Origin of the sequence: Streptococcus tangpeifui, from assembly GCF_011038795.1 — a bacterium.
GTDB lineage: Bacteria > Bacillota > Bacilli > Lactobacillales > Streptococcaceae > Streptococcus > Streptococcus tangpeifui.
Genome location: NZ_JAAKDU010000003.1, coordinates 224,166 through 248,829 on the forward strand (window position 1 = coordinate 224,166; position 24,664 = coordinate 248,829).

Annotated in this window: 20 protein-coding genes and 1 pseudogene; 5 read left to right on the plus strand and 16 right to left on the minus strand. The window is 38.8% G+C overall.

Annotation, left to right across the window (positions count from 1 at the left end; all coding sequences use genetic code 11):
- Window positions 1–3 precede the first annotated feature (3 nt).
- Complete coding sequence (locus tag G7Y32_RS04230; protein ID WP_165211069.1) at window positions 4–705, minus strand: ABC transporter ATP-binding protein; 702 nt, start codon at window positions 703–705, stop codon at window positions 4–6.
- Between the two features lie 113 nt (window positions 706–818).
- Here G7Y32_RS04230 and G7Y32_RS04235 point away from each other — a divergent pair, with 113 nt between their 5' ends.
- Window positions 819–1,370: a TetR/AcrR family transcriptional regulator gene (locus G7Y32_RS04235; protein WP_165211072.1), complete on the plus strand. Its 552-nt coding sequence runs from the start codon at window positions 819–821 to the stop codon at window positions 1,368–1,370.
- Window positions 1,371–1,470: 100 nt separating this feature from the next.
- Here the strand turns inward: G7Y32_RS04235 and G7Y32_RS04240 are convergent, their stop codons facing one another.
- From G7Y32_RS04240 to G7Y32_RS04260, 5 genes are all read right to left on the minus strand, one after another.
- On the minus strand, window positions 1,471–2,202 hold the full coding sequence (locus G7Y32_RS04240) for a DUF3307 domain-containing protein (RefSeq protein ID WP_165211075.1): 732 nt from the start codon (window positions 2,200–2,202) through the stop codon (window positions 1,471–1,473).
- Entirely contained in the window at window positions 2,195–2,893 is a 699-nt protein-coding gene (locus G7Y32_RS04245; RefSeq protein WP_165211078.1) for a SatD family protein, read from the minus strand. Before G7Y32_RS04245 ends, G7Y32_RS04240 begins: the two co-directional genes overlap by 8 nt.
- A 100-nt stretch (window positions 2,894–2,993) precedes the next feature.
- Window positions 2,994–4,862: a YfhO family protein gene (locus G7Y32_RS04250; RefSeq protein WP_241154200.1), complete on the minus strand. Its 1,869-nt coding sequence runs from the start codon at window positions 4,860–4,862 to the stop codon at window positions 2,994–2,996.
- A gap of 115 nt (window positions 4,863–4,977) precedes the next feature.
- A complete protein-coding gene (gene ffh / locus G7Y32_RS04255; protein ID WP_165211081.1) occupies window positions 4,978–6,552 on the minus strand; it encodes a signal recognition particle protein in 1,575 nt (524 codons plus the stop codon).
- Between the two features lie 28 nt (window positions 6,553–6,580).
- The gene (locus G7Y32_RS04260) at window positions 6,581–6,913 is read right to left on the minus strand and encodes a putative DNA-binding protein (RefSeq protein ID WP_004229497.1); all 333 of its coding nucleotides are present in this window, start codon (window positions 6,911–6,913) and stop codon (window positions 6,581–6,583) included.
- A 117-nt stretch (window positions 6,914–7,030) separates the two neighbouring features.
- Between G7Y32_RS04260 and G7Y32_RS04265 the strand changes: the two genes are divergently transcribed.
- Window positions 7,031–7,792 carry an alpha/beta hydrolase gene (locus G7Y32_RS04265; RefSeq protein ID WP_165211084.1) on the plus strand — a complete coding sequence of 254 codons (762 nt, stop codon included), beginning with the start codon at window positions 7,031–7,033 and terminating at the stop codon, window positions 7,790–7,792.
- A gap of 112 nt (window positions 7,793–7,904) precedes the next feature.
- On the opposite strand, the gene G7Y32_RS04270 is transcribed toward G7Y32_RS04265, so the two are convergent.
- Complete coding sequence (locus G7Y32_RS04270; RefSeq protein WP_165211087.1) at window positions 7,905–8,603, minus strand: GntR family transcriptional regulator; 699 nt, start codon at window positions 8,601–8,603, stop codon at window positions 7,905–7,907.
- Window positions 8,604–8,767: 164 nt separating this feature from the next.
- Entirely contained in the window at window positions 8,768–10,303 is a 1,536-nt protein-coding gene (locus G7Y32_RS04275) for a hypothetical protein (protein ID WP_004227451.1), read from the minus strand.
- Window positions 10,304–10,451: 148 nt separating this feature from the next.
- On the opposite strand from G7Y32_RS04275, the gene guaA reads away from it, so the two are divergent.
- Both guaA and G7Y32_RS04285 read left to right on the plus strand, forming a co-directional pair.
- Window positions 10,452–12,005 (plus strand): glutamine-hydrolyzing GMP synthase, encoded by a 1,554-nt coding sequence (guaA, locus tag G7Y32_RS04280; RefSeq protein WP_165211091.1) that lies wholly within the window; start codon window positions 10,452–10,454, stop codon window positions 12,003–12,005.
- 181 nt (window positions 12,006–12,186) lie between these two features.
- Complete coding sequence (locus tag G7Y32_RS04285) at window positions 12,187–12,843, plus strand: CPBP family intramembrane glutamic endopeptidase (RefSeq protein WP_241154201.1); 657 nt, start codon at window positions 12,187–12,189, stop codon at window positions 12,841–12,843.
- A 277-nt stretch (window positions 12,844–13,120) separates the two neighbouring features.
- On the opposite strand, the gene G7Y32_RS10540 is transcribed toward G7Y32_RS04285, so the two are convergent.
- The 7 genes and pseudogenes from G7Y32_RS10540 to G7Y32_RS04320 all read right to left on the minus strand — a co-directional run bounded on the left by G7Y32_RS10540 (window position 13,121) and on the right by G7Y32_RS04320 (window position 20,495).
- Window positions 13,121–13,459, minus strand: a complete 339-nt coding sequence (locus tag G7Y32_RS10540) for a hypothetical protein (RefSeq protein WP_165211094.1) — start codon at window positions 13,457–13,459, stop codon at window positions 13,121–13,123.
- Between the two features lie 64 nt (window positions 13,460–13,523).
- Window positions 13,524–14,009, minus strand: a pseudogene (gene msrA / locus G7Y32_RS04295) (peptide-methionine (S)-S-oxide reductase MsrA); the annotation flags it as partial.
- 22 nt (window positions 14,010–14,031) lie between these two features.
- A complete protein-coding gene (msrB, locus tag G7Y32_RS04300; RefSeq protein ID WP_165211097.1) occupies window positions 14,032–14,472 on the minus strand; it encodes a peptide-methionine (R)-S-oxide reductase MsrB in 441 nt (146 codons plus the stop codon).
- Window positions 14,473–15,327: 855 nt separating this feature from the next.
- On the minus strand, window positions 15,328–16,014 hold the full coding sequence (gene pynA / locus G7Y32_RS04305; RefSeq protein WP_165211100.1) for a pyrimidine 5'-nucleotidase PynA: 687 nt from the start codon (window positions 16,012–16,014) through the stop codon (window positions 15,328–15,330).
- Between the two features lie 69 nt (window positions 16,015–16,083).
- Window positions 16,084–17,574, minus strand: a complete 1,491-nt coding sequence (locus G7Y32_RS04310) for a family 1 glycosylhydrolase (RefSeq protein ID WP_165211103.1) — start codon at window positions 17,572–17,574, stop codon at window positions 16,084–16,086.
- Between the two features lie 15 nt (window positions 17,575–17,589).
- Window positions 17,590–18,228, minus strand: coding sequence for an AEC family transporter (locus G7Y32_RS04315; RefSeq protein ID WP_165211106.1), 639 nt, complete (start codon window positions 18,226–18,228; stop codon window positions 17,590–17,592).
- A 359-nt stretch (window positions 18,229–18,587) separates the two neighbouring features.
- Window positions 18,588–20,495, minus strand: coding sequence for a beta-glucoside-specific PTS transporter subunit IIABC (locus G7Y32_RS04320; RefSeq protein WP_165211109.1), 1,908 nt, complete (start codon window positions 20,493–20,495; stop codon window positions 18,588–18,590).
- 112 nt (window positions 20,496–20,607) lie between these two features.
- On the opposite strand from G7Y32_RS04320, the gene G7Y32_RS04325 reads away from it, so the two are divergent.
- On the plus strand, window positions 20,608–21,612 hold the full coding sequence (locus G7Y32_RS04325) for an AraC family transcriptional regulator (protein ID WP_165211112.1): 1,005 nt from the start codon (window positions 20,608–20,610) through the stop codon (window positions 21,610–21,612).
- 372 nt (window positions 21,613–21,984) lie between these two features.
- Here the strand turns inward: G7Y32_RS04325 and mngB are convergent, their stop codons facing one another.
- The gene (gene mngB / locus G7Y32_RS04330; protein WP_165211115.1) at window positions 21,985–24,654 is read right to left on the minus strand and encodes a mannosylglycerate hydrolase; all 2,670 of its coding nucleotides are present in this window, start codon (window positions 24,652–24,654) and stop codon (window positions 21,985–21,987) included.
- Window positions 24,655–24,664 lie beyond the last annotated feature (10 nt).

Sequence of the window (24,664 nt, forward strand, 5' to 3'; positions counted from 1 at the left end):
CTCCTAGTACTCTAGGCTTGCAATATCTTGCGGATGATCATTGGTTTTGATAGATTTTACAGTGGCATCCCGCATATGAATGACACGATCTGCAATGGGTGCTAGAGCTGAATTATGGGTTACGATGATGACTGTTGCGCCTTGCTGACGAGACATGTCCTGCAGGATTTGCAGCACCTGTTTACCGGTTTGGTAATCAAGGGCACCGGTCGGTTCATCACACAGCAGAATCTTTGGCCTTTTAGCCACGGCGCGTGCAATGGAAACACGCTGCTGCTCCCCGCCAGATAGTTGCGCTGGAAAATTATTGATCCGATTTTCAAGTCCGACTTCTTTTAGAATCGTTACAGGATCCATAGCATCTTTGACAATTTCTGAGGCTAATTCAACATTTTCCTTAGCTGTCAGATTGGCGACCAGATTGTAGAATTGAAACACAAAGCCCACATCATCACGGCGGTAATTGGTCCGCTGGTGCGAATTGAGCTGAGCAATATCTGTGCCATCAATAATGACCTGCCCTTCATCATTGGTATCCATTCCTCCCAGAATATTGAGCAGGGTTGATTTCCCTGCTCCTGATGATCCCAGAATAATCACGAGCTCTCCTTTTTCAATCTCGAAATTGACATCATCATTAGCTGAGATAGTGGTATCCCCCATATGATAACGCTTAGTAGAATGTTTAACTTCGATATAAGCCATCGCTTTCCTCCTTAATTGGACACATTGTTGATTTATAACAGGAAATATTATATAATCAGCCTGTTGATTTAACAAGAACAAAAATAAACAAAGTGTTGATTTAAGGAAAGCATATGGCTCAAAAACGACAGACTGAAACCAAAAACTATCTCAAGAAGGCTCTAATCCGCCTACTATCGGAAAAGGATTTTGAAACGATTACTATCTCGGACTTGACCAAGACAGCGGGGATTAATCGCGGAACTTTCTATCTTCATTACTTGGATAAATATGATATGGTCAATCAGATGAAAGAGGAAATGCTGACTCAGCTCTTTAATATCTTACTGCAGGAAGATTTAGATGAGGATCCTAGACCTGTGATAAAAGAGGTGCTTGACTATCTTGTCAGGGATTTTGACTTTGTCTCTGTGATTGCAAAAACTTCTTATGTTAATTTCTCCCAAATCATCAAAGATTTTGTTTTTCAGCTTATTATCAGCTACCCTAACTGGAAAAAGACTATCGCCCAGCATTACGATATTCCGGAAGACTATGCCTTAGAAGTTTACCTAGCCAGTAGTGAAAGCCTCATTACCTATTGGATCAATCAAGGAGCCGACAAAAGTACAGCTGATATGGCTGATATCATCGTAAAAGTACTATTTGTAGATGAACCTATTTAAAAACAGCTCACATTGAAGTGAACTGCTTTTTTAGAGATACCAATTGAAATAAAGATACGCTAGTCTTTTTATATGGAATTGAAATGCATTAACTAAACTATCACACTAATAAGATACCATAGACTAGCAAAACACTGATGATGCTGAATAGGGACCCAATCAGGTAATATTCTGCAAAAGCTTGGTTTTTCGAAATCCTATCGTAACGAGCAATAGATTTAGCCGTAAATACCAGACCTATGGCTGCAAATTGCCCAAACAATAAGAAAATCCCCATAATAAGACGCTCCAACAAACCAATAAGAGCACCAGCACCAGCTACAGTTGGTTCGTGGGGTTCCTCAGAAACTTGATACTTGCTGAAAAAGAGTTTAAACACAATATTAATCGGCTTAGTAATCAAAGTCAAAAATAAGCCCAAACGAATCAGTTCACTATTCTGGCTGATAAGCAATATGGTATCAGGTTTAAAGCAAATATAGGCAGAAAAGATAGCCAAATAATGCAAAATCTGGTCACCAACAAAAATCACTTGCTGCCAGGATTGGCTGTGCATATTTGGTACAAAATAAAACTTAGCACTATCGATAACGACATGGCTAAGCCAAACAACCAAAAGATAGATTCCGGCTGCAGGATTCAAAACAAAACAGACTAACAGAGGTAAGGCGACAATAATAAGGTGCTGCGATAGCACTCGTATACTGTAAGATTTCTGATCAGCCATTCTTTGGCTTTGCCATTGAAAATCTGCTAGAAAATGGGCCAATAAGGTCAAGGTTAGCAAAGGGTTCTCTATGAGGTAGTCCGAGAAAGTTAAAATTTCAAGCATGGTTCTCCTCCTCGCTACTTTTTTGTTGATCATTGCTTCTACTTGCTGCAATAATCAAATGCGCTGCTGCCTTGCGGCTGCGTAAATAATGCTTTAAACCGCTGGCTTTCAGCCGTTTGCTAAAGCCACTGGGTTTAATTCCTAAAGCATCTGCAATCATTTGATGTTCAAATTGTTCTTGATAGCTCTGCTGTTCCAGCAGGGCTTTTAAAATAGCCAGTTGATTTGCAGTCCATTTAGACTTAATAAAATCTCCAGAGGCCAGCAGGCTATTAACACTTTCTTGAATCAGCTGATTATCACAAGACAGTGCGATACGCGCAACCCCATAATCAGTCTTATCATGAACATGGTTGATAGCTTCACGAGCCCGCCAAAAGGCTGGCCCATCCGAACCGATACTTTGTTTCTCATTAATCGGAGTCAGCATCTCCCCTAATCCTAATCCAAAACGAATCTGAGTAGGAAACAGCTCCATCTGTATGCTATCAATAATCTGGAAAATATTATCATTAGGTCGTAACAAAGCCTGAAATTCATCACCCGTTGTTACTGTAAAGGGTGAGACGATTACAGAAGCATAGTCCTTATTAATGACCTGCATCAAATTCAGCAGCTCCTCCTGCACCCGAGCGCGATCTTTGAGTCCTTTAGAATTGATAATATCGCCAATAAGAGCAAGGTAGGTCATGGTCTTCTCCTTTTATTTTTGTCTATTGTAGCAGACAAAAACAAAAATGTCTATCAAAATAGACATTTTATGGATTTTCCCTTATCAACCTATATCTTATTTATCGCTCAGTTGCAGCTGAATTCCATTCAGGGTGATAAATCACTAGGCCGTCTTTTCGGAAGATAAGAATTCCTCTGTCAGCTAGTCCGTAGGCAATAGCATAAAGAATAATAGACAGACAACTGATCACTGAAGCTGCCCAAGCTACGCGAGCCAACTGAGTATAATGGTAGGTTATCTTGATCTCATGAGTTCCCTCGGGAAAATGAATGGTCGTAGCGCCAGCTTTACTAAGGGTTGTCGGAACTTCTTGACCATCAACGGTGACGACCTGTCCCTTATAGCGATAAAAAGGAAGTTCAATCCGCTGTTCACTGCCCGTATCATTAGTGATAACCCCAGTCGCATAGCTATCCCTAAAACGAAATTTGGATTCTAAAAGAACATCACTGTCTTTAACTATAACCTGATGTCCTAGCTTCTTACCAGTATCAGCTACTTCATTTTTTTCTCTAGTCGACCTATTGGCATAGTCTCTGAGTGATATAGCGTTAAGAACCCTTTTTTGTTTATTACGATGAGATAGTTCGCTAAAAATGATCGGTTTATGACTGGACAACGTCTTAAATATAGTTACTGAACTGCTGATATTAATAGCAGACAAAGCAACCAGAACTGCTATAGTCTCAACATAGAAAAGTCGCCGTCTACCTACCGATGGATTTCTAAGAAGAAAAAGTTTGGATGCTAAAAACGTAGCAAAGAGGGTGAGAAAACTATTAACTCGCCAAGCAAACTGAATAACACTGACACTACTATTAGGACTATCAGGCCATTTGATAACCTTGCTCTCCAATAAAATAAGCAACACTATCCAGCCTATGAGATAGTAGTCTTCAATTCTTAATTTTCGAAATTGAAGTAAAATCAGAAGGAGACAGACAATGACAAGAATTCCAGGCACTAACTCCTTAATGGCATTATTAAGGCTAAAGTGAAAAATATCACCGAGCGTTCTGGTAGAATCGTTTAGTGATATCCCCCCAGGATTATCAATACGACTGTAGCGAAACTGCTCTAACATGGTAAAAAACTGAAAAGCACTCAAAGCTAAACTAGCCATCACGGCAATAAAGAAATTCCAACAGCGCTGAAGCCTATTTTGCTGAAAAGCAATTGTTGTGATAAAGATTAGACCAACTACAGCTGAAGCCATAAAAGCCGTTAAAATATGGCTATAAATAAGCAAAGCCATGCCAAAAGTCAGAGGATACCATTTATGATAATTGCCTCTAACGATATTATAAAGCCCATAAAAAGCTAGGGGAAGAAAGCTCATCGCGATAACCTCGCCAGTTGCAAAGCGAATCACAATATTGCCAAGGCGATAGGCCGAAAATACGTAAAATATGGCAAAAATATGTGAACTAAAAGGGTTATGGGTAATTCCTTTGCCTGAATAGTAAGAAATTAGGTATGTTACCGCTGTTAAGCCATAAATATAAAGTATCCAACCACTGTAAAGACTGCCAGTCAACCTATAAAGCAAATAATAAGGATAATAGGTTAAGTAAGGATAGAAAAAATTAACCCCTTGTCCGACCTTATAAAAAGCTTTGAAATTGACTGGAGTTTCATGGATGCTGGCCAGACTGAGGACACGGTTAAGATGAAAGTGCAAATCATCACCATACAAGGCACCGTTGCTCATCATCAAAGGAATGATATAAATCAAACTGATTAATAGAGCTACTAAAAACACCTTTAGCGGATCAGAAGCACGGACTTTAAGATACTTGATTAGCATCTGGCAGGTCTCTTTTAAGATAAGCCATAATTTCCTTAGGATATCTAAAACATTATCCAATTGCTTTCGATTAGAACTGTGATTATTTGGCTGGGGTTGTTGCATTGTATTATTCGTCATTGTTTTCCTGTTATGAGGTGTTATGAGGCTGGGACACCTAGCCCAGCCTCATGTATTTTTATAGTTTTAATTGCAAGAATAGCGTTTTTTCTGACTGTAAACAAATTACCGGTTACTACTTCTTCTTGCCGCGTTTTTTCTTGGCTTTTTTAAGTTTATTGGCCTGACGTTTCATAGCTTGATTAACAGCGAACTGACCAATTTTCCCCTTCAAGCCACCGCCAAGCATTTGACTCATATCGGGCATACCATTAGTACCAGCCAAGGCTGACATATCAGGCATACCTCCTTGTCCCATCATACCCTCAAGGGCTGACATGTCCATACCAGAACCATTTTTAGGCAATTGATTAGGATCCAAGCCCATTTGTTTCATAGCCTTGTTCATATCACCGCTCATAACGCCCTGCATCATAGACTTAGCCTGATTAAAATCCTTGATAAATTTATTGACATCAACAAAGCTATTTCCGGACCCTGCTGCGATTCGGCGGCGACGGCTTGGGTTGAGCAAATCAGGATTCTCACGTTCTTCTGGTGTCATCGATGAGACAATCGCACGCTTGCGAGCAATCGCACGCTCATCTACTTTAAGATTGCTAAGTGCAGGATTTCCAGCCATGCCAGGAAGCATTTTCAGAAGATCTTCCATCGGTCCCATACTTTGCATTTGATCCAGCTGCTCAATAAAATCATTAAAATCGAAAGTATTTTCGCGCATTTTTTCAGCAATTTCTGCTGAGCGCTTTTCATCGTATTCTTGACTGGCCTTTTCAATCAGTGTCAGTAGGTCTCCCATACCCAAAATACGGCTAGACATCCGATCTGGGTGGAAGGTTTCGATGTCAGTAATCTTTTCACCAGTACCGGTAAATTTAATCGGACGGCCAGTAATTTGGCGAACAGACAAGGCTGCACCACCGCGTGTATCACCATCAATCTTGGTGAGGACGACACCTGTGATATCCAGTTTCTGGTTGAACTCACGGGCAACGTTGGCTGCTTCTTGACCAATCATAGAATCAACAACCAAGAGAATTTCATTGGGCTGGGCCAAGTCTTTGACATCCCGCAGTTCCTGCATCAGGGTCTCATCAATCTGCAGACGACCAGCCGTATCGATCAAGACATAGTCATTATGATTTTCCCGAGCTTGAGCCAGACCACTTTTAACGATTTCAGTCGCAGGGACATCAGTTCCCATATCAAAAACTGGCACGCTAATTTGCTGACCTAAGGTTTTCAGCTGATCGATAGCCGCTGGACGGTAAATATCAGCTGCAATCATCAAAGGACGGGCATTTTCTTCTTTGACTAATTTATTAGCCAATTTACCAGCAAAAGTTGTTTTACCCGCCCCTTGAAGACCAATCATCATAATAATGGTTGGAATCTTAGGAGATTTTTCAATTTCCGCCGTTTCAGAACCCAGAATTGCTGTCAATTCTTCATTGACAATCTTGATAATTTGTTGAGTTGGATCCAAGGTGTCAATAATTTCATGGCCAACAGCCCGTTCGCGTACCCGTTTGATAAAATCTTTAACAACTGGTAATGCGACATCAGCTTCTAGCAGAGCCAGACGAATTTCCTTAGTAACCTCTTGGACATCTTTGTCAGAGAGCTTCTTCTTGCCGCGAATATTTTTGAAAACGCCTTGTAAACGTTCAGTTAAACTTTCAAAAGCCATTGTAATTCCTATTCCTTTATTTTACTAATTAATCTCGATTATCAATACTGGTTAAGAGAGAAATATTTTCCTGCAGATACGCATCATTAGGATAGTTCTCTAAAATACTGTCGAAAATCTGGCTACGAACAATATAATCGGAATACATGTGGAGCTTTCGCTCATAGTCTTCCAAAATTTTCTCAGTTCGCTTGATATTATCATAAACCGCCTGACGGCTGACGCCAAACTCATCAGCAATCTCAGCTAAGCTATAATCATCTGCATAGTAGAGCTCAATATAGTTCATCTGCTTGTCCGTCAGGAGTGGAGCATAAAACTCGAAAAGCGCATTCATGCGATTGGTTTTTTCAATTTCCATAAGCCTTATTATAGCAAAAATTTCACACATTTTATAGCCGTTTAGATTTGTCCATACTAGATATTTTCTCTATAATAGCTTTGACTGATTAAAAATCCAATAGGAGGCATCCGCAAAATGATTGAGTATCATGATTCTTATTTTCCAGCTGTTGGTAAGTGGCGAAAATTGCATATTTACCTGCCTGACGATTACTATAATAGTCAGGATACCTATCCTGTTATGTATTTCTTTGATGGACAGAACCTTTTCTTTGACCAGATGGCAACTTATGGCAAATCTTGGGGACTTTACGATTTCCTAGAAAACTGGCCGAAGAAGATGATTGTTGTTGGGCTTGAATGCGGTCACGAAGGCAATGAACGCTTATCAGAATACAGTCCTTATGATATTGACTCAGATTTTTTTGGCGGTCATATTAATGGCCTAGGCCAAGAAACTATGGATTGGCTGGTTAACGATATCAAGCCCTATGTTGACAAAACTTATCGCACCTATGTCTTTCGTGAAGCTACAGCTATTGCTGGCTCCTCAATGGGAGGCTTGATGGCCATTTATGCTCTGGCTAAATATAATCATATTTTCTCAAAGGCGGCCTGCCTCTCCTCTGCCATCTTGGGCGACTTGCAAGCCGATGTTGCAGCAAGCAACCTTGATTCTAATAGCCGAATCTATCTGTCTTGGGGACGCCTTGAGGCTGGTCATACTCATGGTGACCCTTTGGACAGTCCGACAGCTAAGGCAAATCTAGCCATTGAAGCAGCTTTTCAAAGTTACGGTGCTGCTACTTATATTTACTGTCAAGAAGGCGGTCGCCACCGTGAAGCGGATTGGCAGAAGCAAGTTCCCATCTTTATGGATTTCCTCTGGATGCGATGACAGTCATTTCCCCTTGTTTTCCAGAGCGACAGAAATAATACATATATATATAATTATGTAAATATTGTATTCCCATAACACTTAAAAGAGCCGATTAATTAAGTCGGCTCTTTTAGTGGTTTTCTAAATAAAATTCAAAACGTCCAGCTACATATTGACTGCGGACAAATTCAAAAGCTGTGCCATCATCTAGGTAGGAGGTCTGCGTTAAGGACAAAATAGCATGTCCCTGTTCAACAGCTAGCTCTTTGGTCAGTTGAGGATCAACAATGTCAGCAGAAATAGTTTGTTGACTCTTCCCAATAATATAACCATGGTCTGTCAATGTCTGAAAAAAATGATTGGTAACTTCGTTTCTCTTAAAGTTGCGAATTAGCCGTTCAGGAATACTGGTTACCTCATAAACGACAGGGATATTATCGGCATAGCGAACCCGTTCCATCCGAATAATATAAGATTTAGGTGTGACACCCAGATGACGGATTTCTTGTTCATTTGGATAAGTTCTTTCATAAGAAATCAATTTGCTCGATGGCTCTTTGCCCTGAGCTTTGATGATCTCTGTGAAACTGGTTGTTCCGCGGATTTTTTCTTGGACTCGTTGGCTGGCCACATAAGTGCCACTGCCTATCCGTCTTTCTAAGATGCCTTCATCAACCAAGAGTGTAACGGCCTGTCGCAAGGTCATCCGACTGACTTCAAACTGATCAGATAAATCCCTTTCACTGGGCAGACGGCTGCCAATTTTCCAAACCCCCTGATCTATTTCATTCTTGATGGCATCATGAATCCGAATATAAGCTGGTAACATAGCTTCCTCCTGCTTAATCTATACCAATATTGTAGCACAAAAAAGCAGAAGAGCTCTGGCTTTTTTCTAATTCGAGAAAAGCACACACAGAGCTTCTGCCCAAGCAAATCTCATATTCAAATACGAAAATAATCTACAACTCCCACTGTCGCTCAACTCCCCAACTAATTAGTTGTGTTGCCATAGACAGACATTGATGAACTTGGTGTAAAATGAATAGGTTTAAACATCCAGTTATTATCTTGATGGAAACGGCTGGTTAAAGTATCAGTAAGCGTGTTTCCAGATACCGTGACATTATTAACATCTCCAGAATGCTGACCGATGCTAGCACCGTAAGCAATAATTTTTCCTGACCCATCCTTATAAGGGATAAAGGAATTATTAGTTACACTGATGTTGCTAGTAACTGCTTTTGTTTGATTGAAATTACCATAATTAGGGTCGATATTTTTCAAGAAATTGCCATCCCATTCTCCCCTATTGTCGGAAGTATCAAACTGAATAGCCTCAGCGTAAATATCATGATCTTTGCTGACTTCCGATAAATCAGTTTTATCAGTCAGCTCTGGTGCATAGCCCTCGAAGGTATTGCCATCAAAACTGGAGTTTTGCAAGCCGCCTAAGTCAAAAATATGACTCCCCATTTTATGAACCATGATAAAGGTATTATTGTCAACAGTCCAGTCGCTACCATGATTAACCATAATCATAAATTGGTTTCCTTTTTTTAAATCTTTGGCTTTGACAGTGATATCTCTCATAGTAAAGTTTTGTACGCCATCTGTTGCACCAGGCCCTGTCGCAAAACCGAACCAATATTGAGCACCATCAACAATGAGATTGGTATTATCACCGCGAATCTGTGTATCTGATGCTAAAGTAATATAGTCTGTTTCAGGAGTCTGTGTTCCGATGGTGAAATCTCCACTTGGAAGACCAAGGATTGTTCCAGGATTCTCTTTGGCGTAATTAAAGGCGTCTTTTAATACCTGATTATTATCTGCTGCAGAATTTTCTTCTTTTAGAGGGACGTGGTAAATATCGTTGACACTGGCTTCTGCGATATTAGAAATATCTGTGCCATCATCCAGCTTAACATCATACTTATAACCGCCGCCAGATGTATAATTGTAGCTAACCTTTTCGACCTTTGCTGCGTCTCCCTGATAATTGCTTAAATCATAACCATCCAAGTCAGATTCTGCTGAATGACTAATCTGGATGGTCGCATCCTTTTTAAATTTAGCATCTGGTGCTTTGGTCAAATCAGATTCCTTAACACCGTTTAGACTATCGCCATTTTCAAATGTAATGGAATAGGTCATGACCGATTTACCATTTTTGGTATCAACCTGATTTTCAGATTTGACCTTACCGATCCAATTGTGATAGTCAGTCAAATCCTTACCGCCGATGGATTGCTTGGCTTTGTCTGAAAGTTGTACGCTTTCATCAGCTTGATATTTCGCTTTTAGATTTTCAGAGCCAATTTGCAGATGGTTGGTAATACTTCGAACATCCCTTTTGAGCACACCAAAACTATGAGTAACAGCTAAAAGGATAATAACAGAAATGACAAGAACTCCTAAAGCGATCAGTTCTTGAGGCCGAAAGAGCCCCTTATGATTTTTCTCCCTGAGAAGAGATTCCTTACGACTTTCTTTTCTTCTTTGTGTGGGTGGCATTTCTTTACGCATAGGTCATATTATAACATAGATTAATCAGCTAGAATAGGGATATGGCAGGAATTTTCACCCTGAATTTCTGGTGCACTTCCACTCAAAGTGTGTTACAATGGATTCAATAATCTGTCGACTTAATCGACAAAATTGGAAAGGCTTATTGATGACTGAATTTAACAATCTTGAAAAGATCATCGTTTTGGACTACGGTAGTCAATACAATCAATTGATTGCTCGTCGAATTCGTGAAATCGGTGTTTTTTCTGAACTCAAAAGCCATAAGATTACTGCCCAGGAAGTTAGAGAAATAAATCCAATTGGTATCATCCTCTCTGGTGGTCCTAACTCTGTCTATGCAGAAAATTCTTTTGGTATTGATGAAGAAATCTTCCAGCTTGGTATTCCAATACTGGGTATTTGTTACGGCATGCAGCTCCTTACTGACCAACTAGGTGGTAAGGTAGTACCAGCTGGTCAAACTGGAAGCAGCGAGTATGGTCAATCCACCTTGCATCTACGTCAGGACTCTGAACTCTTTACTGATACACCTAAGGAACAAGTTGTTCTCATGAGCCATGGCGATGCCGTCACCGAAATTCCTCAGGGCTTCCATCTCGTTGGTGACTCAGCTGATTGTCCCTATGCAGCCATTGAAAATTCCAATCGAAAGATCTATGGCATTCAGTTTCACCCCGAGGTTCGTCATTCAGTCTATGGTAATGATATTTTGAGGAACTTCGCCCTAAATATCTGTGAGGCCAAGGGTGATTGGTCTATGGATAATTTTATCGAAATGGAAATCACTAAGATTCGCCAAACAGTTGGTGAGCGGAAGGTTCTCCTCGGTCTATCAGGCGGTGTCGATTCGTCTGTTGTTGGTGTCCTTTTACAAAAGGCCATCGGCGACCAATTGACCTGCATTTTTGTTGACCATGGCTTACTTCGGAAAAACGAAGGTGATCAAGTTATGAATATGCTAGGAGGAAAGTTTGGGCTCAATATCATCCGTGTAGATGCTTCAGAGCGCTTTCTTAACCTTCTAGCTGGCGTTGACGACCCTGAAAAAAAACGCAAGATTATTGGAAATGAATTCGTCTATGTCTTTGATGACGAAGCCAGCAAACTCAAAGGGGTTGACTTCTTGGCGCAGGGTACGCTCTACACAGACATCATTGAGTCCGGAACCGAAACAGCCCAGACTATCAAATCCCATCATAATGTCGGTGGTCTGCCAGAAGATATGCAGTTTCAATTAATTGAACCCCTTAACACCCTCTTTAAAGATGAAGTTAGGGCTCTAGGTACTGCACTAGGTATGCCTGATGATATTGTCTGGCGACAACCCTTCCCTGGTCCCGGTCTAGCTATCCGTGTCATGGGAGATGTCACAGCTGAAAAATTGAAAACGGTTCGGGAATCCGATGCTATTCTTCGAGAAGAAATCGCCAAAGCCGGTCTTCAACGTGATGTTTGGCAATACTTTACGGTTAATACTGGTGTACGATCTGTCGGTGTCATGGGCGACGGTCGAACTTATGACTACACCATTGCCATTCGTGCCATCACTTCCATCGACGGTATGACTGCAGATTTTGCCAAACTCCCTTGGGATGTGCTACAAAAAATCTCAACCCGCATTGTCAATGAAGTTGACCACGTTAACCGCATCGTTTACGACATTACCAGCAAGCCACCAGCAACTGTAGAGTGGGAATAACAGAAGCAAGTATGTTACTGTTATAAAATCATTGAAAACAGTGGGCTTTATCTATATGTGGAAGAAAAAACTCTTGAGTGATACTATTTTGATACTAAAAGCTAAAAAAGCAGGTTCAAAAGGGAGTTGCTGAATTGAAACCTTCCATCGTTTTGGTGGGATGTTTTTGTGGAAATTATAAATGGTAAATTGGTATGAGCGTATGGACAATAAATATATCAAATTAAATATCTTTCCCATTATTACTGAGGTATTATTTGTATTAGTATGTTTGCTGTTTCAAGGATATTATATATACATCAATTTTTTGTTTTATATAGTATTGGCAATTTGTTTTTGGTTAAGAGAAGATTTTTCCATTCAAGAATGGTTGGATTCCTTTAAAGGAGGAAAAAATTTTTGGAAGCAGGTAGCGTTGACGATATTGTTCTTTTGTCTTGCTTTCGTATTTACAAATATCTTAGAAAATATGTTCCCATATCTTAATACGGGAATGATTAAATTAAAAGCGGATAACTGGTTAAAGCTTATTCTGTTTACAGGTTCTACAATAATATTGCCACCAATCGTAGAAGAAGTGTTTTATAGAAAAAATCTTACATCTTTTAAAAATGGGAAAACTTTAATTTTGACAACGCTATTCAGTATGTTTGCATATGCTTTAGAGCATGCATTTACAATTTGGGGAATTTTCTTATGCATGATATGGGCTTTACCGTTGAGCATTTCCTATATCAAAACCAAAAACATATATGTTGCAATGACAGCACATTTTATATGTAATTTTGTTATAAACGGAATTGCTGTTGTAGAAGTATGTGGTTTCCTATTGCATTGATTATCTGTACAAAAATAATATTGATATTGTTAAAGCACATAACTTTAAGATCTAAAAATCTTTCAGCTATGTGCTTTTTCTGTGTTTATTTTATATCCGGTGGAATCTTAGCGGATATGTTCATATGTTTTTTCTAGACGAGGTTCTGATTATTATAAGATTACTGGAGATAGTGAAAAACCTCTCAAGTATGTATATATTGAGAACGGAAAAGAAATTTTATGTTTTGAGATTCTCCATTATAAAAGGGAGTTCATATTACATAGAGCCTCTTTTTCTACTCTTCTTCCTTCTCCAAGTCTAAAACAGAGAGGAAGTCATAGATAGCTTTGTCTCGTTGTTTGCTGCTCATGAAGTCTGACCAGTTGGTAATGAGGCAATCGTGTTGATAATTTTCTAGGTTCTTCTCATCATTAAAAACAAAATGGCGCATAAAGTAGAAATGATTCCAGCGCTCGTGCTCGAGAGCTGTTAAGAAATTCATAACGGCATTAGCTTCAATGATGTCCACCTGTTCTGCTACTGGTTTGCCTTCTAAATTTTCTCGCCAATCTTTGAGCAAATCTGCCTTAGAATCTACTTGATCAGGTAGTTCGGTAATTTTATCTAGCAACATCTTCTTAATAGGTTGGTGGAAAGCTTGATAGTCCAAATCAATCGTTCCATAAGGCTATTTAAGCCAGCGGGACTTTTGCCAAGCCTAAATCAATATGGCAATAGCCATTTGGATTCTTTTTCAAGTAATCCTGATGGTACTCTTCAGCATCAATAAAGTGACGAAGCGGTTCTAGCTCAACTGCTAGAGGACGACCGCCATGCTCTTGGCTGACCTTTTGCATGATAGCTTCCGCGATAGCCCTATCTGCCTCATCTTCATAATAGATGCCGGTACGGTACTGCCTGCCAATATCGTTTCCTTGACGATTAATCGAAAATGGATCGATGATACGGAAGTAATGGGCTAGAATCTCTAACAAACTCACACGCTCAGGATCATAGGTCACAGCCACTGTCTCAGCGTGATCAGTCGCATCGACAAGTTCGTAAGAGGTAACCTCAGACTGACCATTGGCATATCCGACACGGGTAGCTGTAACGCCATCGATCAAGTCAAAGTATCCTTCAACACCCCAAAAACAGCCACCAGCTAGATAAATTTTTTTCATAAGTAGCACTCCTTCTTTTATTTTAATCATCAAAGAGCTTCAAGTAGTCTGCGTAACCTTCTGTTGCCATATTCTCATAGGGGACAAATCTAAGGGCTGCAGAATTGATACAGTAGCGTAAACCTCCCTTATCAATCGGGCCATCATTGAAGACATGCCCAAGGTGAGAATCTGCTTCTTGACTACGAACTTCAATACGTCTCATCCCGTACGATAAGTCCTTGTGGTTGGTCACCTTCTGCTCTTCAATCGGCTTAGTAAAAGCCGGCCAGCCACAACCTGAATCATACTTGTCTGTCGATGAAAACAGAGGCTGTCCACTAACGATATCTACATAGATCCCTTTTTCAAAGTGCTCATCGTACTCTCCTGTAAAGGCACGCTCAGTAGCAGCGTTCTGTGTCACCTCATAAGCTAGATCTCCGATACGCTGGCGTAACTCTTGTTCATTTTCTTTTGCCATAGAAAGTCCTCCCTCTTTCATAAGATACAAAAGGCGTCTGTGGACATTGCTAAGTCTCTCCCACTAACGCCGTTTGGTCAGCAAGATCAACTAACCAACGTTATACCACTAAGCCATTAAGCGACTCAAAGAAATTTAGGAAGCCTGACAAGGAATCGCTAAAGATTCTAGGAAGACGTACCTAATTTCACAAAGTCCGTAGGCGTGTTCAATCAACAAGATACCAAGCCGTGAAGCGATGCCCCAGCTTGTACTTAGGTTGATCTTGTGGAATCAGTTTAACTCAATCGGTTTTGGATTTCAAGAATTCGGCTCAGAAATTTTTATGAGAAGCTATGGGAGAGTGATACGGAAATTAATCATTCGGAGAATGTGATTGTCCTCGCTTCCTTATTTTAAAACTCAGGTAGAAATCCTTCAGTGAAGGATTTTGACACTTGCTTTGCAAGCTTTATTTCCCAATTAAAAAGGTCTACTAGACCTTTTTAACCCACCTCCGAACAGCTCAAAATGCCCGGGAGACCTTTTAAGGTTGGAAATAAGATGAACAAGGTTCATGGTATTAGATAACTTCTGAATAGTTTCCCAAACTGTTGAGGCTATCACTTGTATGATCCTTAAACAGTCCAGTGAACTGTTTAAGGGGGTGGCTGAAAATGGGACTGCACCCCACCAAGATAAGGAATTCCAATCAGTAGTGGTTCATTGGTGCTGAAGCACCTCATGAACTGTGCAGGGGTAAGACTTCTCGGTAGAGCCAACAAGTCTTGCCCCTAACCACTGCGCCTAGCAAATAAAATTGACCAAATAAATAAGGCTGAGAACTTTTATCTCAGCCTCTAACCATTTATCATCTTAATCAAGAATTTCCAGTAGTCCCTGATAAGTAGCTACGATGTAGGTCGGCTGAGCCTGACTGGTATTCTCCTTACCATTTGGATTGTACCAAACCGTATCAATCTCAGCATTGTTGCCGCCTTGAATATCACTGAGAAGTCCATCACCAATCATCAGTGCTTGCTTTTTATCAAAGCCGTTAATTTGATGAGCAATGCTATCATAGTATTCCCTCTGGGGTTTTTGATGCCCCAGATCATCCGAGATAAACACCTGCTCGAAATAATCTCTGATTCCAGAGCGATCTAAACGGCCGTTTTGGATAAAGGTCACCCCATTGGTCGCAGCAAAAAGACGATAACCACGCGCCCCAAGGATTCCCAGAAGTTCTTTAGCCCCCTCTAAAACCTGTCCCTGCTGGCTGAGGAAGTGCTGATAACGCTGGGCATAATAGCGGCCATCCACATCTTGATTAAAGTGGGCAAATAGTCGGGCAAAACGTGTATCGATCAATTCTTGCTTGCTGATCTGGCCCAAGCTCAAATCATCCCAAAGTCCACGATTCATGGGAACATAGTAGTCCATATAAGCTGCAATATCCGACACTTGCGCCTCAAGCAAAAGCTGGTGCAACGCAAGGCTTTCCGCCGCATCAAAATCTAACAAAGTATGATCAAGATCGAAAAGAAGGTATTTGTAGGGCATGATGGTCCTTTCAAAAGTTTTTAATACGCTTATTATAGCAAAAACTTCAATCGCGGTCTTGACTGTTAATTATTCTAAGTCTTCTCCATTAGAAGCAATAACCTTCTTATACCAGTAGAAAGAGTCTTTTGGTACTCGGTTAAATGTACCATGGCCTTCATCATCTTTATCAACATAAATGAAGCCATAACGCTTACGCATTTCCCCTGTATCGGAAGATACAATATCAATACAGCCCCAAGTTGTATAAGCAATTAAATCAACGCCATTTGCTATCGCCTTTGCCATAGCAGCAATATGATTTCTATGATAATTGATGCGATAATCATCATGAATACTGCCATCTTCGGATACTGTATCGATGGCTCCGAGTCCATTTTCGACGACCATTAATGGAATTTCATAACGATCATAAATTTTTTCAAGATAGTAGGTTAATCCAAGTGGATCTTCTGCCCATCCCCACTCAGAATAAGTTAGGTATTCATTACGAGCCCCAGTAGAATAATTTCCGTCTACCATATCTTTAGCATCTAAATTATGAGTTGTCACATTGTTTGACATGTAGTAAGAAAAAGTATACATATCCACACATCCTTCACGCAACTCTTCTAAATCTTTGTTTGTGATATCAAGCTCCACATCATGCAGCTTCCAAAGGCGCTTAGCATAGGTAGGATATTGCCCTTTCACCTGCACATCTCCACAATAATAAATTCCTTGTTGCCACTTATGTTCATTAGCCAGAATATCATTAGGGTCGCAAGTAGCTGGATAAAATGTAATGCCGCAAATCATGCAACCAATCTTATTTGTAGGGTCAATTTCATGTCCAATTTTAACAGCACGGGCACTGGCCACCAATTGATAATGGAGCTGCTGATAGCCCTGTTGATACATCTCTTTAGTAGCTTTTCTGCCAAACATATTCAACATCATGACTGTATTATTAATTTCATTAAACGTTAGCCAATACTTAACAAGACCTTTGTATTCTGTAAAGATTACTCTGGCATATCTTTCGTAAAAATCAATCAATTGACGATTGTTCCAACCACCATATTTCACTTCTAGATTTAAAGGTGTATCAAAGTGCCAAATTGAAACCAAGGGCTCTATACCATATTTATGACACTCTTCAAATACTTGGCGATAAAAATCTAAACCCTTTTGATTGGGCTCTTGGTCATCACCATTCGGGAAAATGCGACTCCAAGAAATCGACAATCGAAAAATGGAGTAGCCCATTTCAGCAAAGAGCTTAATATCTTCCTTATAGCGATGATAAAAATCGACCCCATCGTGATTAGGATAATAGTAATCCTCCAAAACTGCATAACGCGCTCCTTCTGGAATAACTGCATGGTGACCACGACCCGGTGCCTCACCAGAATTGCCATCTTTATCGAGGTAAGTTGTCATACGAGGAGTATCTTTTGTTCCCCCTGTAGTCACATCGAGTTTGATTAAACCACGCCCATCTTCCTTGTAGGCTCCTTCTGCTTGCGTTGCAGCAATTGCACCACCCCATAAAAAATTTTTTGGAAATTTATTTGACATTCTGAATTCCTTTCTTTAAAACAATTGTTGCATGACTAATTGTGCTATAAGATAAATTACTGGTATTGATATAATACAAGTCACAATCGAGAGACCAATTTCAATAATTGAAAACTCAGGATTTCCTTTGGCTTGGATTATAAATAAAGTAACTAAAGACCCGATTGGACAAGCGAATAAAATGACATTTGCAAAATAGTCTATTCCTTTTATTCCCAGAAGTGCAAATATCAATACTCCAATAACTGGCATCAATAGATTACGGTAAAACACTGTTACAATCATCCAAGGTTTGACAACTTTTCTATCCATCGCTATATTTGCCAAACTATTCCCTATCAAAAACATTGATAAAGGAGTATTGGCACCCGCCAGATATCCCAGACCTTGATTAAGGGGAGTTGGAAGTCTTACACCTGAGAAAAACAGCACCAGACCTACACCTATTGCTATGGTGTTAGGATTTTTAAACATCTTTAGAAGCTTCTCTTTTGAACTTCCGTCACCATTCTCAAAAAGAGTCATTCCGTGTGTCCAGACAAAAGTATTGTAAACCATAATACCAATGGCTGAATAAAACACTCCTCTGTCACCAAATAAAGCACTTGCAATCGGTATTCCAACAAAGCCAATATTAGAATATACTGTTCCCATAATTGCACTACGTTCATGTCTAAAGAGTGTAAATGTGAAAAGCTCGCATTAGATAGCAAAATAGCTATAAAATAGAGAATCACCAGAGCAATAACAACAAGGGCAATTATTTTTAAACTATAGGAACTCCGATCTTGCTGCATTGACTTTAGTATAAGCGCTGGACTTATGACATATAGCAAAATATTGGTTAAATCAGAACCTGTCTCTTTATGAAGAAATTGAATTTTATTTAGTATAAACCCAATTCCAACCAATACAAACATCAAAAATACTTGATTAAGAATATTAGTAAACATTCTTCCTCATCTCTAATCCAAGAAAGAGTCTGAGATATTTCCAGACTCTTATTTTCTTAGTTACTTGACTGTCTTCATCAAGAAATCACCAGAATTAATGGTACCTGCTACTGTCGGCTCAATAGCCTGATACTCTGAAGCGTTGGTAATGACAATAGGTGAAATAACTGACAATTTCGCTTCCCTGATTTCTGACAAGTTAAATTCAAGCAATTGATTACCCGCTCTTACTTTATCACCAGGTTTAACAAAAGACTTGAATCCTTTACCAGCCAATGACACAGTATCCATACCAATATGGATCAGAATTTCTGCACCGTGCTCAGTTTTCAGTCCAACAGCATGACCAGTTGGAAACACTAAAGTAATCTCACCAGCAGCCGGCGCAACAACTGTACCGTCTGTAGGATTAATCGCAAGACCTTGCCCCATGGCACCAGAAGCGAAGACCTCATCAGGCACTTCAGAAAGTCGAACGACAGAGCCAATCATGGGACTTTGGATTTCTTCTCCAATTGGTTCAACCGCTGAAGTTGTAACTTCAGACTCTTGCTTAACAGTAGATTTTTCATCAGGTGTCCCATATAAATTTGGAACAGGAACAAACATTTGAATAGTAAACGAAATCAGAACGGCAAGAATATCAAGAATGATAAGAATAAACATAGGACGCAATCCTTGGCTAGGGCTGACATAACCAGGGACTCCAAAAATACCGAGCGCACCCATTGCATAATTCTTTAGTCCAAAAAACTGAGTCCATCCACCTAAAACAGCTGAAACAATACAAGAAATCAAAAACGGTGTTTTCATTGGTAAAGTGATACCATAGATAGCTGGTTCTGTCACACCAAATACAGATGAAATTGCTGCGGGCCATCCAAGGGCTCTCACTTTTGATTCTTTAGTTTTAAATAAAATCGCTATTAAAAGTCCTGTTTGAGTAAATACAGCTGCTTGACTTGAAACTAATATATTAGTCCAACCGTTTTGTGCAAATTGCAAGATGCCGAGTGGTACTATCGCCCAGTGTAGACCAAAAATAACTAACACCTGCCATAAACCACCCATCACAATACCATATAGTACAGGGCTAAAATCTAAAATACCAGTAAAAATTTTAGAAAGGATATCTGACAATACATTCGCTACTGGTCCGATAATCATAAACGCTAATGGTACAGTCAAAATCAAAGTCACGAATGGTATTAGAAACATTTTCATAAAATCTGGTGATACTTTTTTAATGATTTTTTCAACATGTGAAGCAAACCAGACAGCCAAAATAATTGGTATTACTGTCGATAAATAGCTTCCAGAAGCTGGAAGGCTAAACGGAATTCCCAAAACACTGGTAATGCCTACTTTTTGAAGAGCCTCAACCCCATCTGGTAAGGTAGGATAGACCATAGCGGCACCAATAGCTGCCGCAGTAAATTCTGACATTTTGAATTTTCTAGCAGCAGTAAATGCTAGGATAATTGGTAAAAATTGATAAAGTCCATCACCAGCTGCATTCAACAAGAGTGCTATGATAGAATTATCTGGAGAAATAGTGAATACGACTTTCATCAAGGCTACCAAACCTTTAATGATCCCAGCCGCTGCCATTACCCCAAGTACTGGTTGGAAAATACCAGAAATTACATCAATCAGTTTATTCAACCAATTAGTATTCGTATCTGCTGTATTATCTGCATCAGTATTTCCAGATACTGTAATGCCTTGTTCTAACACGGCAGCATAAACATCAGGTACATGATTGCCGATTACAACTTGATACTGTCCACTCGCTTGAACTACCGTTACGATTCCTTCTCTCTTTTTGAGATAATCAGTATCAGCTTTGGATTGCTCTTTTAGTGTAAAACGCAAACGTGTAACACAATGGCGTAAATCAATGATATTATCTTTTCCACCAACATGCGCCACAATATCCTTGGCTAAAGCTGAATAATCTTTTGCCATATTTTAGGCTCCCTTCTGTGTTTTTTATACTTTTATTATAGATAAGCACGCACTTGTGTACAATGTCAAAAAGATAGTTGATTACTATCAAAAAGTAAGATAATATAGGGGTATGAATTTTGAACAAGATATAAACTCTTTGGAAAAGCATTTATTTGCCTATACAGAAAATGAAAATTACTATCTTTCCAATCCTAATAGCCTTTCCAAGCGTTATAACAATGGCAGTACTCCCCAGCGAATATTGAATGGAAAAGAAATTTTTGAGATTAACGATTACAAGTTAAGAGTATCACCTCTCCATATTCGTAAAGATTCTCGTTTCACCCCCATGCCCCCTCATATTTATTCCAACATTAATCTTAATTTCATCTACTCTGGCAAATGCACCTATGTTATAAATAATAAGGAGGTAACACTGGAGGCTGGAGACATTTGTTTCTTTGATACACAGGTTATACGTGAAAAAAAGAAACCAAATTATGATGATATTATTATTAATATAGTGATGAAAAATAGTTATCTTAAATCATTACTAACAGTAGATACTTCTAATTTATTGTCTACTTTTATTAGTAAGACTTTATACTCAAATACTAGCCACAATAACTATATTATTTTTAAAACAAAGGACAGTAACAAAATAAGACGGCTATTTCAAGACCTTCTCCTTGAACACTATAGTGATAGAGACTATAAGCACCAAGCTATCCAGTATTATTTTTCGCTAATTTTCCTTGAGTTGCTGCATATTGGGGAACATCAGAATCAAACAGAAATTCATTTCTCAGATGCATTATCCAATAATATTTTTAATATCGTCAATTACATTGAAAATAATTATAAAGAGATTAATCTTAAAAAGCTTGCCAAGCTATATGGTTACCACGAAAAGTATCTCTCGAGTCTTTTGAAAAACTCATACGGTAAATCTTTTAAAGAAATACAGATGACTAAACGAATAGCCGAGGTAGAAAATTATCTTGTCAACTCCACATATACTATCTCTGAAATCGCTGAAAAAGCAGGCTTCTCTAACCAAAATCAACTCTATCAGAAATTTAAAGATAGGTATGGTATGCTACCAAATGAATATAGAAAATTAAACCAAAGATAAAGAAATGCCTAACGTTTTCGTCAGGACGAAATTATACACTTATTTGAAAAAATACTGAGTATAGTACAATAAAGCAGAAAAGGAGCTGGACGGCGATCCAACTCCAATGTAGAACTGTTAAAAAATGGCAGCTTGTTTTACAGAATAATTCCGTCCAACTAGCCAAAAGTGGGGGCGGATTTATTTTTTGTCTCTATCTTTGAAGATTTTATAGCACAAGCTAATCAAAGCAATAGTAAGCTACCAAAACCAAGAGTCGTTTCTACGACTTCAAGCTGCCTATTTGGTGGTTATTTAGTTTCAATTCCCCCAGAGAGTATAAGGTTGAGAGGATTTAAAAATAATATATTAGTCAATTATTTAAATCTCCTATTAGAACTCTACATACAATGTCACAAATTTATTATACCCTAAATGCCCCAATAAAACTTTATCACTAACAAGATCTAGACTTTCTTTTGTTTCTTCTTTCAGATTTACAAGTTCTGCAACTGAAGGCTGTTTGTTAAAAGTAATTTCTGGCGAAACCTCTTCATCGTATTGTCCATTATAAAGACGTAAAATATAACCTGAACGCTCTTCTGCTTTTTTAACAACACTGAGAATTCCATCTGAATTTAACTTGAATAACTCGTTCTTAACATCTAGTGTTTTTTCAACTTCAAATTGTGTAAAACGAAGACGCGTATTTAGATAATCTGAATATTGATAAATCTGAACACCTTTAAGATAATCACTCACCACATTTGCCAAATGATAATTATTCATATCTCCTTGATAGTAGATAGCAGAAAATTGATAACTCATGACCTTATGGCACTGAGCATCTGGTGTTTCAATGACTGTTTCACCTGAAGCACGTCCTGGTCTATATAACAAGTTTTCTCGACCCATGTGACCATAGGTTCTAAATAGTGTTAAACGAATGGTATCAAAATTGTCTCCTACTATTTCGTATTCACGAACACCTTTAGGAATAACAGCAACACCTCGTTCATCATCATCTAAGGTGACAAATGACTGACAGGTTTCAATCGCAATTGGAACTTCATTCCATTTCTCCGGCTCTTTTTCCCACAATGCCATGTTATCAGTAATTACTGGACGTTTGATAGCACCGAATTGGTGGTCTGCTTTAGAGAATTTAGAAGCAATTTCACTATTGAATAACACGCACATGCGATGACTATCTACAAAACGATTATCTACCTCAAAGTTAAACTCGATAATTGGTGACTTATCTTTTAGAGTAATATCCAATTTGACTGGCAGATCTGTTGTTTTAAGACCTTTTGCACGCTCTTCAAGATTTCTTGGAACCTTGAAATCATAACTTAAACTCATTGTACTGATTAACTTAGAAACTTTTGTTGAAGCAGCTGGTACAAACTCATTAGAGTTAATGACTAAATCTTCACGTGGTGGAGAATAGTTAAATGAATCTCCACCATCTCCATTTTCTTGTAAAACTGCCTGGTTGCAGTAAAGTTTACCAGATATTTTATCTAAAATATTAACTGTATTTTCAGCATTCAAAGTAATGCTATAATACTGATTTTCAATAGTTGTTGATTGAGAAATTGCTTGTTCCTGATGAGTATCTGCATTCAAATCAAGATAGAAGGACTTATAACCAAAAGATGGTAAATTCTCAAACTTGATAGCAATTTTAACCTTAAAGACTTTTGATGGTTTATAAGTCTCTTTAGTAGAATCTAGAACATTTCCTTGCCCTAGGATGTAGTCCGTTTGGTCTTCGGAAGAAGTAATCGTGTACTCATAACTATTTCCTTCAGCATCTTTAATAGCAAAATGATGCTGAGGTACATAGAATGTTGTCTCGAAAACGCCCGATTTTTCTCTACCTGATAGATTAAACACCGTAGCCGTAATATCTCGGTCAGCATCGATCCTCATGACAATTTCACGCATCTTCAATTCTGCAAGATTTTCAGCTAAATCACGCGCTTTCTTATATCTCAGATAGACATCTTCATTTGTAGTATCGGAAACACAGGAACCAATTGAATCATGAGCTGCATTTTCAAACATCAACTTCCAAATCTCTTTGACTACTTCTACTGGATATTCAAAACCTAAAGATTGAGAAAATGATAATAATGGTTCAAGAACGTTTACGAGGTAGTTTTGTACCTGAGTATTCAATTTTTTTAAGTCAGAGCGAGATGAAAAGATTGACTTATGAATACGCATCAACTTGCCATTTAGTAACTCACCAGCAGCTTCTTCTAACTCAGGATGCTGTTCTTTAATAGCTTGGATATAGTCAGTGTAAGTTGAAATTTTAAATTCAAATTCTCCTTCATAAAATTTCTTCATACGCTCAACTAATTCAACGAGATTTTCCCTAGCCGGCGCTTGATCAAATCCGTTTGGAAAAACAACCTGATCCGTGCTACTTCTTGCCCAAATTCTGCTATAGGGCTCTTTATGTAGGTATTCTTTTAAGCGCTTATCATCTTCTGGAATATCTCCACCGATGTAATAACCTGCTTGAATTTGATAAGCATTAACGGTTGTTCCGTCTTCACCACGCCACTTGAACTCTGATTGCTTGACATCATCATCACTGACACCACGCCAAAACAGAGTGTCTTCAATACCAAATTCTTTATAAATTTGTGGCATTGCTGCTGATTGACCAAAAGAATCTGGGACATAGCCAACATTCATGTAATTACCAAACTCTTTGGAAATATTCATGCCATAGAGCATATTTCTGACAATACTTTCCCCTGAAATAACCATTTGGTCAGTCTGTGTATACCATGGACCAATAATTAACTTACCTTCTTGGACTAATTCTTTAATAACTTCCCTATCTTCAGGACACCAAGCTAGATAATCATCCAATAAAGAAGCCTGCCCATCCAGAGTATAAGTATCATAACCATTTTCTTCTTTTAATAAGGAAATAACTTTCTTTAAATTATTCATCAAATAGATTTTTGAACGACTTGTAGTAAAATACCACTCTCTATCCCAATGAGAGTGAGGAACAATGTGTATAGTTTTTTTCATGATTAAACCT